Here is a 15143-nt window from a genome sequence, read left to right as displayed (position 1 = left end):
CCTAATGATCTCTCGGGCACCGAGCCGGCATGTCAGTTCGAATGCACGCGCGGACGTTAGTTCAGGAACAGTAGGGATGAAGCTCCAGCTATCGCGGCATCGTAGCTCAGCCTTTAGCAAAGCAAGCATGCCGACGCGTGCGCGGCAGCGTTCCTGCATGCGCGAGCCATTACGGCCGTTCGAACGTTGAAGATCCCTGAAGGGATCATGGTTCATGCATCACATCACTCGCGGCGTCGGCAAGCCGCTTCTGCTCATCCATGGTTTGGGTAGCAGCTGGCGTGCTTGGCAGTTGATCCTGGACGACCTGGCAGCAGAACGATCGGTGATCGCCATCGATCTCCCCGGCCACGGTGCAACAGCGGCCGAGCAGGACAGCGGTACGTTCGAAGGGTTGGTCGGCAGCGTCGAGCGCTACCTCGTCGTGAACGATCTTGTCGGTATCGATGTCGTGGGCAGCTCGATGGGCGCCCGGATCGTGCTGGAACTGGCTCGCCGGGGGAAGGCCGGCAACGTCGTCTCGCTTGATCCGGGTGGTTTTTGGCGGGGTTGGGAGCGTTCCTTCTTCCGCACCACGATTGGCCTCTCTGCGAAGCTGCTCCGCGTCCTGCGATCGCGTCTGCCGGTGATCAGCCGCAGTGCCGCGGCGCGCACAGCGCTATTGGCTCAGCTCTCCGCAAAGCCTGCTGCGTTGCCACCTGAGCTGGTGTGCACTGAATTGACCGGCATCACGGATACGGCAACGTTCGATAGCCTTGTCGATGACCTTGCCACGGGCCCCGAGCAGAAAGGCCCAGCCGCTGATCCAGCGCAACGCATTGTCATCGGTTGGGGCAAGCATGACCGGTTGTGCTTGCCCCGGCAGGCAACTCGCGCGGCAGCGGCGTTTCCGTCTGCAACGCTGCACTGGTTTGACCACAGCGGCCATTTTCCAATGTGGGACATGCCGCGCGAAACAGCAGCGCTTATACTCCAGGCGACCAGGTGAGCTCGTCTTTCGCTTTATACGGCGGCATGGAAGGGGAGTGTAGCCGCTAAGACCCATTTCTGGTTGTTCAGGCCGCCCTCCCCGCTCCCCTACTTCCGCCATTCATTCATGTTTTGAATCGGGTTCGAAGGCCCAGGCCGCTCCCGGTGCTAAACGGCGAGAATTGGAACAAACCGGCCGTTCGTGGCGGTTTAGCCTTTCGGCAGCTTCAAACGCATTCCACGCCGTCCTGGCGGCGCTAATCGATGCCTGAAAGCTGCCGTTGGTTCGCTTGAGCACCGCTGTCCAGAACACTACCCTTTGTTGAACCGGGAGGGGGACGCGGGACAGGCGCTTCCCTGCAGCCTTGACGACGCAGAGGGACGGCGAATGTTTGCAAAAGCGGAAAAGTTGTTCGCCCACAGGGCAATTTACAGTGCCCGCCTCTGGTCAGGTCACGTTATACAATAAGCCTAGTCATGCTTCTTTCGATTTCCTCCGTAAGCTGATGATCCACCCATTCTAACGCCATAGAAGTATGTGTCAGCGATACCTACACAGGCATACTTGTTGTAATTCTTGTCAAGGCAGCTGCGAAATATCTCTTGGGAAAACTCCCAGTCGCATTCAAACCGAGACTTTTCTGCATCTGCATAGCAGGAGTCATGACCCATACAGGCGTCGGTAAGGTCTAGTTCGAAAAGTCGATCGGGAACTAGTCCGTCGTTGTCCTTTGTTCCGCATCCTTTACCAAGAGCTAAACCGTCATACCGCCCAGAGTCACTGACACCTCCATTTTTCCATCCCTCGTAAAAAGGCTTCATCGCTTCATAATCGAAGCGCCGCCCAACCCCTAAATAGTCAGAGCGCCTAGTTACCTCACGCTCCCGGACATTGAACTCTCTATTGAAGTTGCGGTTCTCGCCGCCCCCTAAGCCGTATTCCCGGCTTCGGCCAGGTTCGCGATTTCCCTTTTCAGCCCCGACTTCGTTTCGGAGGTCGCGGTCGAGTAAATATCCCATCCAGCAATCCCGTCCGCTAGAGTCGTTTGCGAGTGGCAATTCGCAGGGCCAGAATAACGTCTACCGGCTTCTTGAATTCATCGAACTCGCCTGGAGCGGCAAAGCCAGCGCCCGCAGCTTCTCTAGGCAAACTGTGGCTCGGGAGCATTGCATTGTCCCCGACTGAGACTTCCCACTCACCAAACGGGTCAATATTTATAAATTGGCTGTCACGAGTTATACGAATGCTATCTTGGGGCGAGCCACCAAACCATGGAGGCACTCCGCTAAGGTTCGCTCGCTCAAGAACCCAGCTTTTCTCTACTGTTTCAAGTTTGTCGCTCGCGACTGTCTGAGTTGGGAATTGTAAATCGAACGATAGGCCCATTGAGCGCCTCGCGCTGGACAAGTATTCCAATCCAAACGAGAGCTTACTTCGCTCATCGGCGTTTGTTGGAAAGACCGCATTGAAGCGTTCGTGCAGCTCCCCATAAGTCATTGTAACTCCACACCCAATGACCCTAGCGACATCGTCTTGCTTAATGCCGGGAATGTTATCCCTCACCATCTTAAATCTGAAAACAGACTTCCCAGCGGTTCTTAGCTGTTGCGTGATCTCGCTCGGGTCCTTGCCGACGAAGCCGTGACGCCCCAATGCAAAAAACACGTCCTGAGTTCGTTCAAACCTTCGCCCCTCATCAAGCAGGCGATTTACTTTTCGGACCCATATGACGAATTTGAAAAGGGAGTCAAAGGCGCCAGTCCACGTAGGAGGCGCCTCTACGGTTATACCGAAGTATGCCGTTGCCCCAATCCATATGGCCCAAGCCCGCTCTTGCGCGATATTAATGTTGTCTGAGTATAAGCTTCGCAAAAATGAAACGCGCTCTCCGTAATTGAGTGCGTGCCCAGTCGTATTATGAAGTGCTATTTGCGCTGCGCGTGCTGCTGACAACAGAGATGACCTCTCATCAACCGGGTCGGGCTGCGATCCGGCGGAAGTCTGAGATTGCTTTCTTGCCGCGGCGATCCCAATCTTGGAAATTCGTGTTTCCGGAACTTGGATCTGCTCGGCTAGCTGAAGGTCAAGGGCGGCCTGAACAGCCTGGGCTTCCAATCCCAACACCTCCGCTCTCAGGTCAAGAGCATTATTCAGAATTTTGCTAATCTCGGCCAGATTCTCCTCGACTGTCCACGCAGCGTACCTGTGCTTCTGGACATCGTTGAGCAAGCCCCGGCGGACGTACTCGTCACAGGTGCATTCGGTAATCGGCTTCATCCAAGCGAACCGCTGGTCTTGTGCTACAGTTTGCAGCTCGGCCCGGAGTTGCTCGGATGTACCCACTGACCCGAAATTGAGAACATTGCCCATGCGGTCCCCCTCCAACATTGTATCTGGCGGTGCGGCAGTTCACGTGAAGGTGCTCTACAAACAGATGATAGTCAATGAAGCGTTTCGAGCTGGACACTTGATGGCCAATCGGTCTCAGCACCGTACAAGATCCTGCCCCGCCGTGACGAGACGGTCGCTAGCTGCTGCCCAGAAACCTGCATTCCCAAACACCGGCAACTGCCGGGCCAGACCCGGCAGTTGCCGTAGCCACCGTCCCTTGATCCTTTCGGCAAACAATTTGCAGGAAAGGAGCGCCTACGTCCGCTATCCGCATCGACGCGCCCGGTAGCTACCTGACGCTATTGTCCCCAATGTCGGCCATACCTCTGGCGCTGGAAAATGCATCATCGGACGGCGGCTTCTGGCAGATCCGGACGTTCGCGGCGACATGGCTAAACGGCACATTGTGGTCGCGAACCGACGTGGGCGCCGGTGAACGAAGGGCCGGTTACCGAACCACCCGTCCCCAAAGCGGTCAGGCAGCTTTCCTCCCAAGTCGCGACATCGGCGACCGGCAAGCGGATGCTGGAAAAAAGCTAGGCCCAACCGGCTCTTGCGAGCACGATCGTGCGGCGAAGAGTTTGATCTATGTAGCCGGAAACAAGCGCCGACCTGCTGGCGGAGGTAGCGCGCCACACCATGCGCAATACACCAGACATATCGGTATTCCGATTCATTCCCTCTCTAATGCCACCCGAGGTAACTATCTTTCGTCCAATTCGGGGTAGGGCTCCGACATCCCCAAATGTGAGTTGGCAGGGGCTTACCCCCTACTTGCGAAGGAAAAGGCCATTCTAGTAGCGCCCGTGCAATAACTGAGCATCGTCGACCGGGCACACAACTTATCCGAGTTCGGGCAAGAAGCCCGGCGTCGTTTTCCCAAGAATGCAGGCTGGCCTCGCCACGAAGCCGAAACCGATCGAAGCTCCAGTCTGAACGACAATGCCCTACGAAGCTGGCGATCATTCGCTCTTGGCCCAGTGCCGGCGATGGTGTCGAGGCGGCCGCGCTCAAGAGCGAATTGCTAGGCACGTAGCGGGGTGTAAGGAAGCCTAGGAGCGCCAGAACCGCAAGCAGCGGCAGTCCGAAAATCCTAGCGAAAAATGACATCTTACTCATCGCTCGATGGGTACAAGCACAAGCTTGGCGATCGCTTAACTCAAACCCTAGCGATACGGAGCAGAAGGAGAGAGTCGAGACGATGGTCAACGATGTCGCGACCATCGTCGAGCGCCACGGCGTGCACATGCTCTCGCACTACGCCTCGAAGTGGCAATCGGAAGCATCAGATCGCTACGGGTTGCAGATTCACGCTGGCAAAACCGTACGTCCGGTAGTGGCTCGTCAGGGCACGGCCCGAGACGGCGATTTCGGTATAGCCTTCGGGCGTGCCGAGGAACGCGCCGCGCCAGTCTGCGCCGGCGACGGCACCCGTGGTGATGAACGATATGCCATTCAGCTCGATCCGTTCGTAGACGTGGCTGTGCGCCTGAAGCACAGCGAGGACGTCATAATCGTGCAGGATGCGCAGCACCTCGCGGCCGTCGACGACAAAGGTCCAATTGTGTGGCGTATCGAGCCAGGATCCGGGCTCGTAGCATTGCATTGCGGTGACCAGCGAAGCGCGCCGGAATGGTGCCGCCCTCGCCCGTCACTTCGACCGTCCATTTGCCGGCCGGATCGTGCCAGCGGGCGCGCCTGGTCGCCAGCGCTCGATACCAAATGGGCGAGGCCAGGTTCGGCGCAGGACCGGCCTGCCCGGTCTGGACGGCAGGATGAAGTGCGGCATCGATGCCGGTGTAGAACACCAGCGCCGACCCGGTGAGGCCTAGCACTTCGAACAGCAGCCCCAGGCTCAGACCCAGCCAGAGGTGGACGCGGCGCACGAGGATGCGCGCATGTGATGCTGCCGATCGGCGGCGCGCGGTCGTCAGAACCGCGTCGCCAGCGCTACCTCGAACGATCGTGGCGCGCCGATATAGACGTTGGTGGTCGGATAGCCGGAATATTCGCCATAGAAGGCGTCTGTCAGGTTCCGGCCGCGCAGCATCAGGGTCGCCTGGCGGCTGACCGGGAACGACAGGCTGGCATCCAGGACGGTATGCCCGGCGACCCGGATGGTGTTGGCGGTGTCGGTGTAGAAGGCGCTGGCGTGCCGCAGGAAGCCACCCACCGTCACCTTGTCGGCGACCGTGTAAAGCGCCGAGGCGTTGACCGTGGTCGAGGGAACATTGATCGGGCGGTTGCCGCTACGATCGATCCGGACGCCACTCACCAGTTCGGACAGCTCGTCATATTGCGCGTCGGTGTAGGACACGCCGCCCGACAGGCGCAGCGCCTTCACAGGGGTAACGACGCCGAACAGTTCGACACCTTGCGAGGATTGCCGCCCGCCTTGGACGGCCAGCGCCGGGTTGGTCGGATCGCGCGTCAGGATGTCCTTCTGTTCGATCCGGTAAGCCGCGCCGGTGACGCTCGCCCGGCCGCCCCATGCACTCGCCTTGAACCCGGCCTCGTAGGCGCGGCCCTTGGTCAGCCGGAACCGGCTGTTGGCGATCGAGGCCAGCAGGATCGAGGACACCGGCGATACCGCGGTCGTATATTGCGCGTAGAGCGTCAGGCCCGGTGTCACGTCCCAGGTCGAGCCTGCCCGCCAAGACACAGGGTTGAAGGTCGGGCTGTTGCGGTCGATCGCGCCGCCCACATTTTAGATCGTCGCGCGGTCCAGCTCCATGTGGTCCCAGCGCACCCCGCCGACCAGCAGCCATCTGGGCGTCAGGTTCAGCGCATCCTCTGCAAAGACGGAGGTCTGCTTCAGCTTGGAGTCGAAGGTGACATTGCCGGCAGTGAAGATCGCCGTTCCAGTGGGCAGCGGCACGATGGCCGGGTTGCGGATATCCACTGCCGGGAGGGCCGAGGTGGCGGCCGTCTGGCGCAGGCTGACGAAATCGGTGTCATTATGTTCGATGCCGAGGCTGGAGCGGTTGCGCAGGCCCGCGATCCGGCTGTCATTGCCGATCACCCCGCGCGCGTTCCAGAATTGGTGATCGTGCCGGAAATCCTGATAGGTCTGGCGGAAGCTGCCATTCGGGAATGCCCCGGTGGGCGCAACGAAGGTCTGGCTGTCGGCGAGCAGAAACGCACGCTTCGCGGTGTAACCGGTCAGGTCGAGCGCGAAAGTCCACCCGCTGCCAATCGCCCAGTCGAGCCGCGCGCGCACCGTCGTCTCGTCGGCACCGGAATAGGCGCCTTGGGGATTGTAGTTGCGGCGACGCAGCGCGCGATCGGCGACCAGGCCGATCGCGCTTGTCACAGCGTCGGTCGGGCGCCACGCATATTGACCGGGGATCAGGGGCAGACCCTGATAGGTGGCGTCGTAGCGATCCTCGAAGTGATCGACCGCGACGAGCAGCGAGAGGCGATCACTCGCTTTCCATAGCGCGCTGGCTGTCAGCCCGGCCGAGAAGGTATCGTTGTTATCGACGTCGTAGAGACTGTCCGATCGCTCGTAACTGGCATCCGCCCGCACCGCGAGTTCGGACGATATCGCCAGGTTGACCCCGCCGGCTGCGAACACCGTGTCGAAACTCCCGACCGACAGCAGCGTGTCGAGGTGGCGATCGCCCAGCGCCGGCTTGCGCGTAACCTTGTTGATGACCCCGGCCAGCGCGCCCTCGCCATAGAGAACCGAGGCCGGTCCTTTCAGCACCTCGACCCGATCATAGTGCCAGTTGTTGCTGTCGCGTTGGACAACGGTCGATGCCGACACCCGCACGCCGTCCTGAAGGATGGATACAGTGTTGCCGGCGAAGCCGCGTAAGGAGACGACGGCCGGGTTCCCCGGCACGTTACCGGCGATCGCACCCACCACGTCGTTGAACGTCTCGCGCGCGGTGCGCAGGCCGCGAGCCTGGAGATCGTCCTGCGTCAGCACCTCGACGCTCGCCGGCGTCTCGCGGATCGACAGTCCGAGCCGGCTGCTCGCCTGCGCCTGATCGTCCAGTTTCAGCGGATCGCGCTGGCCGGTGACGACGATCGTCACATCGGTGCGGTCATCGGCGGTGTCGCGGATTTGTGCCGCGGCCGGGACGGCCAGCAGCAGGCAGGGCGCAGCCGCGCCTGCCAGAAGATGTGTTCGGATCATGGTAATACCTTTGACCGGCCTGACGCCGGGGGCGCGGGCCGCAGTTCATGGTCGCGCCGGATGAAGCGGTGCGGGATGACAGGTCAAAGGTAGGCCGGTGGTCCTCGCAGCGGAGGCCGTAGATAGGTCGGACGTGAGAATACCCGCGGGACGGTCGCGATCAGGCCGAGGGCAAGGATGAAGACGATCAGTGCCGCGAGCTGGACGGGATCGATCGACCCCAGCATCGCGGCCGACAGGCCCGAGAAGGCGCAAGGCATCTCCGCCTTGCTATGATCCTTCGACTTGCCGTGGCCGGTCATGGCACCGTGCATCCCCGGCATGGCCATCGTCATCGTGCGCGGCGCGGTGCCCGAACAGATGGTGATGGTCATACGGCCATGATCGCTGTCGATCATATAACCGGTGGGGACCAGCAGCTTCAGCAGCAGCGTCGCGGCGCAAAGCAGCACGGCAAGCTGGCGTTGCGCGAGGAGATGCCGCATGGTCTGCACGGAGAGCGACCTACCGTTGCCGGCAGGTCGTGTCACTTGGACATTCCGTCCTGCTTCCACCACCGTATGGGCCGATGAATCCTAGAAGCTTACGCCTGCTCGCACGAAGACGGTTCGGCCATTGAAGCCGAACGGCGAGATCGCGTTATACGGTTGCGTACCCGCATTGTCGGCGCCGTTCGTACCGGCTGTGACGCTCGCGACTGTCGAGGCGATGTTCTCGTCCGGGTAGACATCAAACAGGTTCTGCGCGCCGGCACTTAGGCGCAACGCACGCGTCGCCTGCCACGACAGTTCCACATCGGTCAGCACCTTGGCCCCGAATTCCTGAATGATGTCGATGTTGGCCGGATTGGCCGCTGCCGCGACCCGCCTCGTCTGATAGCCCGGCGTCAGAATGTCAGCACGCGTAATCGTCACGTTTGTCAGCGCCACCGTCGCCACTTCGCCGTAGCGGGTGTTGGTGAGCGATAGCGTCACCAGCCCTCGCGTGTAGTTAAGATCCAGCGTCACCTTGGTGCGCGGCAGACTGTCGGAAAACCGCAGCTGTTGCGTCAGGTCGAACAACGGCGTCGTGATCCCAAGCGCGGCGAGCGGCGCAGGGGTACCGGCGATCCGGTCGAACTCTGTCTTGGTATAATTTCCCGCCAACGTGCCGGTGAACAGGCTGCCATCGTCAAAGCGGTGGCGCGCGTTGACCACGAGATCGATGCCCTTGGTGTCGGTGTCGACCGCGTTGGTGATGTACGAAATCGCGCTGAAGTTGCCGGCGCCGCGACTGACAAGGAAGTTGGTCAGGCGCGTATCCTGGAAGGTCGAGGAAATCGCGATGCGATCGCGGAGCTTGATCTGATAGGCGTCCAAAGTCGCGGTTATCCCGCGGCTCTCGAACACCAGCCCTGCTGAAAGGTTGTCCGACCGCTCGGGCCGGAGATCGGTCGCACCGACCAGACGGGCGGCAGGGCTGTTCACGGCCGCGACCCGCACAATCGCCTGTGCACCGGTCAGGATCAGGGTGTTCGAGGCATTATAGCCTTGCTGCGCCAGCGCGGGCGCGCGGAACGCCGTGTTATAGGAGCCGCGCATCGCAAGGCCGCCGAACAGCGCCAGCCGACCAGCGACCTTGTAGTTGGTGGTGTCGCCGAAATCCGAATAGTTTTCATATCGCACCGCGCCTTCGAGGAGCAGCCGGTTGAATAGGGTTTTCTCGAGTTCACCATAAACTGCCCAGCTTCGTCGCCCGATGCTGGCACGATCGTCAGGGCCGGCGCTTGGTCCGGGTTGGGCGCCGATCGGTCCTATCGCGCCTGCCGCAGGCCCATCGATGATGCGCACTCCGCCGTCACGGAAACCGTCGATGTCGCCCGAGAAGAGGCGATAGGTCTCCTCGCGATATTCTGTTCCCACGGCGACGTTGAGCGGAGCGTCGTCGCCCAGCGGAATGGCGCGGGTCAGATCCAGGTTACTGGTCCACTGATAGAAATCTGAACCGAGCCGGTAAAAGCGGCGCGGCGAAGCCGTGCCCAGCGTCACGTTGACGCTGTTGTCGTAGAAAAGGTCCTGCGTATTGACGCCGTAACTGCTCGACAGGTCCCACCCGAACCCGGCAAGCTCGGTGCCGCGAATGCCGGCCGCCACCGAAAAATTCTCTAACTGAGAGTCCAGCACCGGCCGATATCCATCAGGGTCGAAAGCGCGCAGCGTTTCGTTCTGCCCGGCGCGGCGGAAGAAATACTCGATATCCCCGTCGAGGCGGCTGTAGCCGCCGAAGCTGTACACCTCGACGTTCGGTGCGGCTGGCGTGACGAAGTTGACGAACACCTGTTTGTTGGTGCTCGGCTGGTCGCCGAACCGGAACACGTTGCGGTCGATTGTCGCTTCGCGCGGATCGAGCGTGCCGTTGGCGGGCGTCAGCCCAGTGCCGGAGCCGTAGTTGCCGGAGATCGCAACAGGCCGACCGGCCGCATTGGTACCGAAATACTGCTGGCGGGTGTCGGGGCGGGAGCGGTTTGTGCCTTCGGCCTTCTGGATCGACGCGGTCAGCCGAAAGGCGCCGCCGTCTCCGACGCGAATACCCGACGAAACGCTCGCCTCACCATAGGCGCCGTCGCCTGCCGTGGTGATGCCGCCAGTGACCTGCGCGCGCGTGCCCACCGACCGGTCGAGGATGAGATTGATAACACCCGAGATCGCATCGGAGCCGTATTGCGCCGACGCACCGTCGCGAAGCACCTCCGCGCGGTCGAGCGCAAAGGCAGGAATCGCGTTGAAATCGACTGACACGTCGCCGCGACCGACCCCGTTCGAGGCGTTCAGATCGGACGAGGTGTGCCGTCGCTTCCCGTTCACCAGCACGAGCACCTCACCTGGACCCAGGCCGCGCAGCGATGGTGGTTGCAGATAATCGCCGACCCCTGACCCGAGCGGACGCGGCGTGTTGAAGCTTGGCACCTCGACCTTGAGCTGCTGGATCAGGTCGACGCGCCCGCTCTGCTGAAACTGCTCACGGCTGATCGCGTCCACCGGTGTTGCGGAACCGGTCGCGGTGCGCCCGCCGAAGCGGCTGCCGGTCACGATTATCTCGCCCAGCGTCGTATCGGTTGGCTCGGTCGGCTCTGTATCGGCCGTCTCCGCCGGCGTCGTCTGCGCCATCGCCGGTGCGGCCGAAAGCGCCGCGATCATTGCGGTCGCGGCGAGCCGCGGAACCGTGCGTGTCACTTGTATTCCCCTTCCGAACCCTAAGGCTGCATGTCCGCAACCGATGGTTCCTATCAATGATATGTTGCACTGTATCATGAAGGTTGGCAAGTGAGGGGCATGACTGATCGAGCCGAACCCATCCGCCTCCACGACGTGACATTGTCCTACGGCGATCACCGCGTCCTCGACGGTCTGTCACTCTCCGTTAGGAGCGGCAGCGTCACTGCGCTGCTGGGTGGGAACGGCGCAGGAAAGTCCACGACCCTTTCCGTGCTGCTCGGTTTCGCAAAAACAGGAGGCGGCGAGGTTTCGGTGTGCGGGATCGATCCCGCTGTGGACCCGGACGGTGCGCGCCGGCAGATCGCCTATCTGCCCGAGAATGTAGCGCTCTACGAGCATCTGAGCGCGGTCGAAAACGCGGACTACCTGCTAGCCCTTTCAGGCGAGCGGCAGGCACGTGCCGCTATCACCGACGCCCTTGCCGCAGCGGGCCTCCAGGAGCGCGCCTGGGACCAGCGGCTAGGTGGTTTCTCCAAGGGTATGCGGCAGAAGGTGGCGATCGCGGTCGCACTCCTTCGGCAGGTGCCGGTTCTGCTGCTCGACGAACCGACGTCCGGCCTCGACCCTCGCGCCACCGCCGACTTCAACGCGCTGGTCGCGGCGGTTCGTGATCGTGGCACGGCGGTGCTGATGGTGACTCACGACCTGCTGTCCGCGGCTGACGTCGCGGATCGGATCGCGTTCCTTGAGGGCGGTCGGGTGGTGGACGACATTGCGGCAAGCGGTCCCGAGCGCTTCGACGTGCGTGCGCTTCACGCGCGCTTCCAGACCGGCACCGCGGCGATTGCGGCATGAGCGCCGCCCGTCTGATCGCCCGCGACGAGCTGCGCCTGATGGCGCGCAACCGGGTTGCGGTCATCGCCCTTATACTGCTGGTGCTGCTGACCTTGGTGGCGGTGCTGAGCAGTTGGTCGCACCAGCGCGACATTGCCGAGCTTCGCGCCCGTCATGCAGCAGTTGCCGAGCAGGCGTTCGACGCCCAGCCTGACCGCCATCCGCACCGCATGGTACATTACGGCCATTTCATCTTCCGTCCGCTGGGTGCCCTAGCCGCCTTTGATCCCGGTGTCGACGCCTTCACGGGCAACAGCATGTTCCTGGAGGGGCATCGCCAGAATACCGCCAACTTCGGCGACGTGCGGCAAAGCTCGCTTCTGGTGCGCTTCGGCCAGCTCACCCCCGCCTTCGTGCTGCAAGTGGTCGCGCCACTGCTCTTGATCTTTCTTGGCTATGGCGGGCTCGCACGGGAAACGGAGCGCGGCACGCTTCGCCTGCTGATGTTGCAAGGCGTCTCTCGCGGGCAGGTCGTGCGCGGCAAGCTGCTCGCACTCGGCACCGTGGCCTTGCTGGCCGGCTTGCCGGCGATGATCGGTTTCGTGTTGATCGCGGGACAGCCGGGTGCGCTGGCCTTGCCGATGCTGGTCATCGCACTCGGCTATCTTGCATGGCTCACGTTATGGGTCGTCGCGATCCTGCTCGTCTCCGCGGTGGTCCGGCGCAGCCGCGATGCGTTGCTTGCGCTGGTGGCGCTGTGGGCGGTCACCGTGGTGCTGTTGCCGCGTGTTGCTCCTGATGTCGCGAGCGCGGTCGTGCCGCTCCAGAATCGTCTCCAGACTGACGTGGCAATTGCGCGGGACCTGCGAGCGATGGGCGACAGCCATAACCCTGACGACCCGCATTTCGCCGCGTTCAAGGCGCAAGTGCTCGCGCGCTATGGCGTAAGCCGGGTCGAGGACCTGCCGGTGAACTACAAGGGCTTGCTGGGCCTGGAAGGCGAGCGGCTGAGTTCCGGTCTGTTCGAACGCTACGCCGGGCAGAGCTACGCCGCGCAAGACAGCCAGAACGCGCTGGTCGAGGCCGCCGGGATGCTCAGCCCTGCCATCGCAATCCGCTCGCTCTCGATGGCGGCGGCCGGCACCGACTTCGCCGGCCACCGTCGCTTTCTCGAACAGGCGGAGGCGTATCGCTATGCGCTCGTCCAGCGACTGAATCGACTTCAGGCAGACGCGGTCAGCTATGCCGACGACACTGCAAAGGACGCCGGCGCCGACCGCCGCAAGCGGATCGACGCGGGCAACTGGCAGGCCATGCCTGCGTTCGTCTTTGCGGCACCTGACGGCGCCACGCTCGCGAGGGGCGCGGTGCCGGGGCTCGTAATCGTGCTCGGTTGGCTGGCTGTCGCTGCGGCGCTGCTCATGCTCGCTACCCGCCAGCTGGGAGCCCGTCGATGAGCCTGTTCGGCCATGAACTCCGCCTGCTCCTCCGGCAGCGGCTGACCGTCATCGCTCTTGGGCTGCTCGCAGCACTGACCGTCGCTGCGCTTGTCGCGGGGATGGCGGAGGTGGCGCGTCAGCGCGCCGCGATCGCCGCCATTCCCGCCGCGCAGGCCCAGGACATCGGCCCGATCGCCGCCTGGGTGGATAAGGAAAAAGACGCCGGCTCGGCCGCCTACTACAGCTTTCATCCGACCTGGGACGCTCCTTCCCCGCTAGCCTTCGCTGCGCTGGGCATGCGGGATGTGTCTCCGTACATCCTGCGGGTGCGTGCCCTGGGGCTGGAGGCGCAGATTTACGATGGCGATACCTTCAACCCTGAACTCGCGCTGCCCGGCCGGTTCGACTTCGCGTTCGTGCTGGTGTTTCTTGCGCCCCTGTTCGTGATCGCGCTCTTCCACGACCTGGTCTCCGCCGAGCGCGAAGCAGGCCGCGCGCGGATGCTGGAGGCGCTGCCAAACGGCGGGCGAGCGTTGTGGCGTAGGCGTACATGGCTACGTCTCATGCTGCTCTGGGCCGCCCTGGCGGTACCGTTCGTGGCCGCAGCTACTATCGAGGGCGTCGGTTTCGCTACCATCCTGATCGTGTTGCTCTCGATCATCGCCTATTTGCTCTTTTGGACCGGCCTCGCCGCGCTGGTCGGACGGCTGCGCTGGAGTTCGGTCGCAAATGCCGCGACGCTCGCAGCGTCGTGGCTGGTGCTGGTGTTGGTGGTGCCGACCCTTGCCAATGTCGCGATCAACCAGGCCATACCGGTCAATCAGGGTGCGGAGATTGCGTTGGCGCAACGCGAGGCAGTCAACCGGGCCTGGGATATCCCGCGTGACGACACCATGCGGCGCTTTTACGCGCATCATCCCGAATGGGCGGATTCACCCCCGCTCGGACCCGAGTTCCACTACAAATGGTACCTCGCTTTCCACCAGAACGGCGACGAAAGCGTGGCCGGACGCGTGCGCGCGTACCGAGCCGGCCTAGAGGCGCGCGACGCGGCAGGACGCGCGTTCGGGTGGGTGCTGCCGTCAGTCGGGGTGCAGGCGCTGCTGACCCGCCTTGCGCGCACGGACCTCGATGCGCAGCTGGCTTACCAAGACCGCATCCGCGAGTTTCATGGTCGTCTGCGCACCTTCTACTATGGCTATCTCTTCCGCGATCGACCGTTCGGCACGGCAGACTTCGCCCGCGCCCCAAGGTTTATGGATGTCACGCCCGCTGGCGGGAGGCAGCCGTCACCGGTGATGTGAGCCCGCCTCAGCTGTATGAATATGTCCTTATTGGTGTCACAACCGTCCAGTCGTGACACCAACGCGAAAGCGACCGTTTTCTGCGAGGTTCGGTGTTTCAGACTTCGCATCAGATCGTCTGCGCGGGGAATGACCCGGCCATCCGGTGCAGACCTACTATCTGCACCCGGTTCGTGCCCGCCGAGATGAACACGTGCGGGCATCGATCTTGCCATTACGAACCCGTCGGCATGGAAATATCGAAACCGATGGCCGCCCAGGATAGCGCGTCGATCCCGCGCCAATTATGACAGACCGTCCGGGACCAGGACGGGACGATGCTCGCGATGCTGAAGATTACCGCCGTCGATCACATCGTCTTCAACGTTCGCGACATCGAGGTGTCCGCGAACTGGTATGTCCGCATCCTCGGGATGGCCAGGCTCGAGACCCGGTCGGACGCCGGTGATGACCGCACCAGCGTCGCTTTCGGCCATAACAAAATCAATCTTCGCCCCATCGACGCGACGCAGGACAGTTGGTTCACTGGCAAGCAGCCTTGCGTCGGCAGCCAGGATATCTGCTTTCTAACCGATATGCCGTCGGAACGAGTGGCGGCGCATCTTTTCGAAAACGCGGTGAAGATCGAACTGGGACCGGTCGTCAAGCAAGGCGCCAGAGGCCCTATCAATTCGGTCTATGTGCGAGACCCGGACGGCAATCTGATCGAAATCTCGTCCTACGATGAATAGGTTCGTCACCGAATCGGCAAGGCGCGACGACCGACATCAGGCCGGCGTTTGCCCGTTAAGCGATGGGCGGGCCGGGCAGCGGATCGATCGCCAGCACGAGACGACGTTCGCCAGTCGCGCTGATTGGTGGCGAGCG

Annotated in this window: 11 protein-coding genes and 1 pseudogene; 5 read left to right on the top strand and 7 right to left on the bottom strand. The window is 62.3% G+C overall.

What is annotated here, in order from left to right; all coding sequences use genetic code 11:
• Positions 1–214: 214 nt before the first annotated feature.
• Positions 215–988 carry an alpha/beta fold hydrolase gene (locus FFS23_RS12475; RefSeq protein ID WP_137898847.1) on the top strand — a complete coding sequence of 258 codons (774 nt, stop codon included), beginning with the start codon at positions 215–217 and terminating at the stop codon, positions 986–988.
• 452 nt (positions 989–1440) lie between these two features.
• Here FFS23_RS12475 and FFS23_RS12470 read toward each other — a convergent pair whose 3' ends face one another.
• The 7 genes and pseudogenes from FFS23_RS12470 to FFS23_RS12435 all read right to left on the bottom strand — a co-directional run bounded on the left by FFS23_RS12470 (position 1441) and on the right by FFS23_RS12435 (position 10717).
• Complete coding sequence (locus FFS23_RS12470) at positions 1441–1989, bottom strand: hypothetical protein (protein WP_137898846.1); 549 nt, start codon at positions 1987–1989, stop codon at positions 1441–1443.
• Between the two features lie 16 nt (positions 1990–2005).
• Positions 2006–3247 (bottom strand): hypothetical protein, encoded by a 1242-nt coding sequence (locus FFS23_RS12465; protein ID WP_137898845.1) that lies wholly within the window; start codon positions 3245–3247, stop codon positions 2006–2008.
• A 1399-nt stretch (positions 3248–4646) separates the two neighbouring features.
• Positions 4647–4967 carry a metallophosphoesterase family protein gene (locus tag FFS23_RS12460; protein ID WP_212742966.1) on the bottom strand — a complete coding sequence of 107 codons (321 nt, stop codon included), beginning with the start codon at positions 4965–4967 and terminating at the stop codon, positions 4647–4649.
• Positions 4870–5247 carry a PepSY domain-containing protein gene (locus tag FFS23_RS20725; RefSeq protein ID WP_212742965.1) on the bottom strand — a complete coding sequence of 126 codons (378 nt, stop codon included), beginning with the start codon at positions 5245–5247 and terminating at the stop codon, positions 4870–4872. The genes FFS23_RS12460 and FFS23_RS20725 overlap by 98 nt, the downstream gene beginning before the upstream one ends.
• 44 nt (positions 5248–5291) lie before the next feature.
• Positions 5292–7505, bottom strand: a pseudogene (locus FFS23_RS20465) (TonB-dependent receptor).
• 83 nt (positions 7506–7588) lie between these two features.
• On the bottom strand, positions 7589–7990 hold the full coding sequence (locus tag FFS23_RS12440) for a DUF2946 family protein (RefSeq protein ID WP_038658556.1): 402 nt from the start codon (positions 7988–7990) through the stop codon (positions 7589–7591).
• A gap of 90 nt (positions 7991–8080) precedes the next feature.
• On the bottom strand, positions 8081–10717 hold the full coding sequence (locus tag FFS23_RS12435) for a TonB-dependent receptor plug domain-containing protein (protein WP_212742964.1): 2637 nt from the start codon (positions 10715–10717) through the stop codon (positions 8081–8083).
• A gap of 99 nt (positions 10718–10816) precedes the next feature.
• Between FFS23_RS12435 and FFS23_RS12430 the strand changes: the two genes are divergently transcribed.
• From FFS23_RS12430 to FFS23_RS12415, 4 genes are all read left to right on the top strand, one after another.
• Positions 10817–11554 carry an ABC transporter ATP-binding protein gene (locus FFS23_RS12430; protein WP_137898842.1) on the top strand — a complete coding sequence of 246 codons (738 nt, stop codon included), beginning with the start codon at positions 10817–10819 and terminating at the stop codon, positions 11552–11554.
• Complete coding sequence (locus FFS23_RS12425) at positions 11551–12990, top strand: ABC transporter permease (protein WP_137898841.1); 1440 nt, start codon at positions 11551–11553, stop codon at positions 12988–12990. The genes FFS23_RS12430 and FFS23_RS12425 overlap by 4 nt, the downstream gene beginning before the upstream one ends.
• Positions 12987–14276 carry a DUF3526 domain-containing protein gene (locus FFS23_RS12420; RefSeq protein WP_137898840.1) on the top strand — a complete coding sequence of 430 codons (1290 nt, stop codon included), beginning with the start codon at positions 12987–12989 and terminating at the stop codon, positions 14274–14276. The genes FFS23_RS12425 and FFS23_RS12420 overlap by 4 nt, the downstream gene beginning before the upstream one ends.
• Positions 14277–14593: 317 nt before the next feature.
• Positions 14594–15007: a VOC family protein gene (locus tag FFS23_RS12415; protein WP_249340660.1), complete on the top strand. Its 414-nt coding sequence runs from the start codon at positions 14594–14596 to the stop codon at positions 15005–15007.
• The last annotated feature ends 136 nt before the right edge of the window (positions 15008–15143 follow it).

The sequence above is a fragment of the Sphingomonas sp. 2SG genome (genome assembly GCF_005503285.1).
In the GTDB taxonomy this organism is placed as follows: Bacteria; Pseudomonadota; Alphaproteobacteria; order Sphingomonadales; family Sphingomonadaceae; genus Sphingomonas; species Sphingomonas taxi.
This window is presented reverse-complemented; position numbering and strand designations above follow the sequence as displayed.

Coding starts and splice junctions, on each gene's coding strand:
- FFS23_RS12475 (WP_137898847.1), top strand. CDS start 215: ATGCATCACATCACTCGCGGCGTCGGCAAGCCGCTTCTGCTCATCCAT.
- FFS23_RS12470 (WP_137898846.1), bottom strand. CDS start 1,989: ATGGGATATTTACTCGACCGCGACCTCCGAAACGAAGTCGGGGCTGAA.
- FFS23_RS12465 (WP_137898845.1), bottom strand. CDS start 3,247: ATGAAGCCGATTACCGAATGCACCTGTGACGAGTACGTCCGCCGGGGC.
- FFS23_RS12460 (WP_212742966.1), bottom strand. CDS start 4,967: ATGCAATGCTACGAGCCCGGATCCTGGCTCGATACGCCACACAATTGG.
- FFS23_RS12440 (WP_038658556.1), bottom strand. CDS start 7,990: ATGCGGCATCTCCTCGCGCAACGCCAGCTTGCCGTGCTGCTTTGCGCC.
- FFS23_RS12430 (WP_137898842.1), top strand. CDS start 10,817: ATGACTGATCGAGCCGAACCCATCCGCCTCCACGACGTGACATTGTCC.
- FFS23_RS12425 (WP_137898841.1), top strand. CDS start 11,551: ATGAGCGCCGCCCGTCTGATCGCCCGCGACGAGCTGCGCCTGATGGCG.
- FFS23_RS12420 (WP_137898840.1), top strand. CDS start 12,987: ATGAGCCTGTTCGGCCATGAACTCCGCCTGCTCCTCCGGCAGCGGCTG.
- FFS23_RS12415 (WP_249340660.1), top strand. CDS start 14,594: ATGCTCGCGATGCTGAAGATTACCGCCGTCGATCACATCGTCTTCAAC.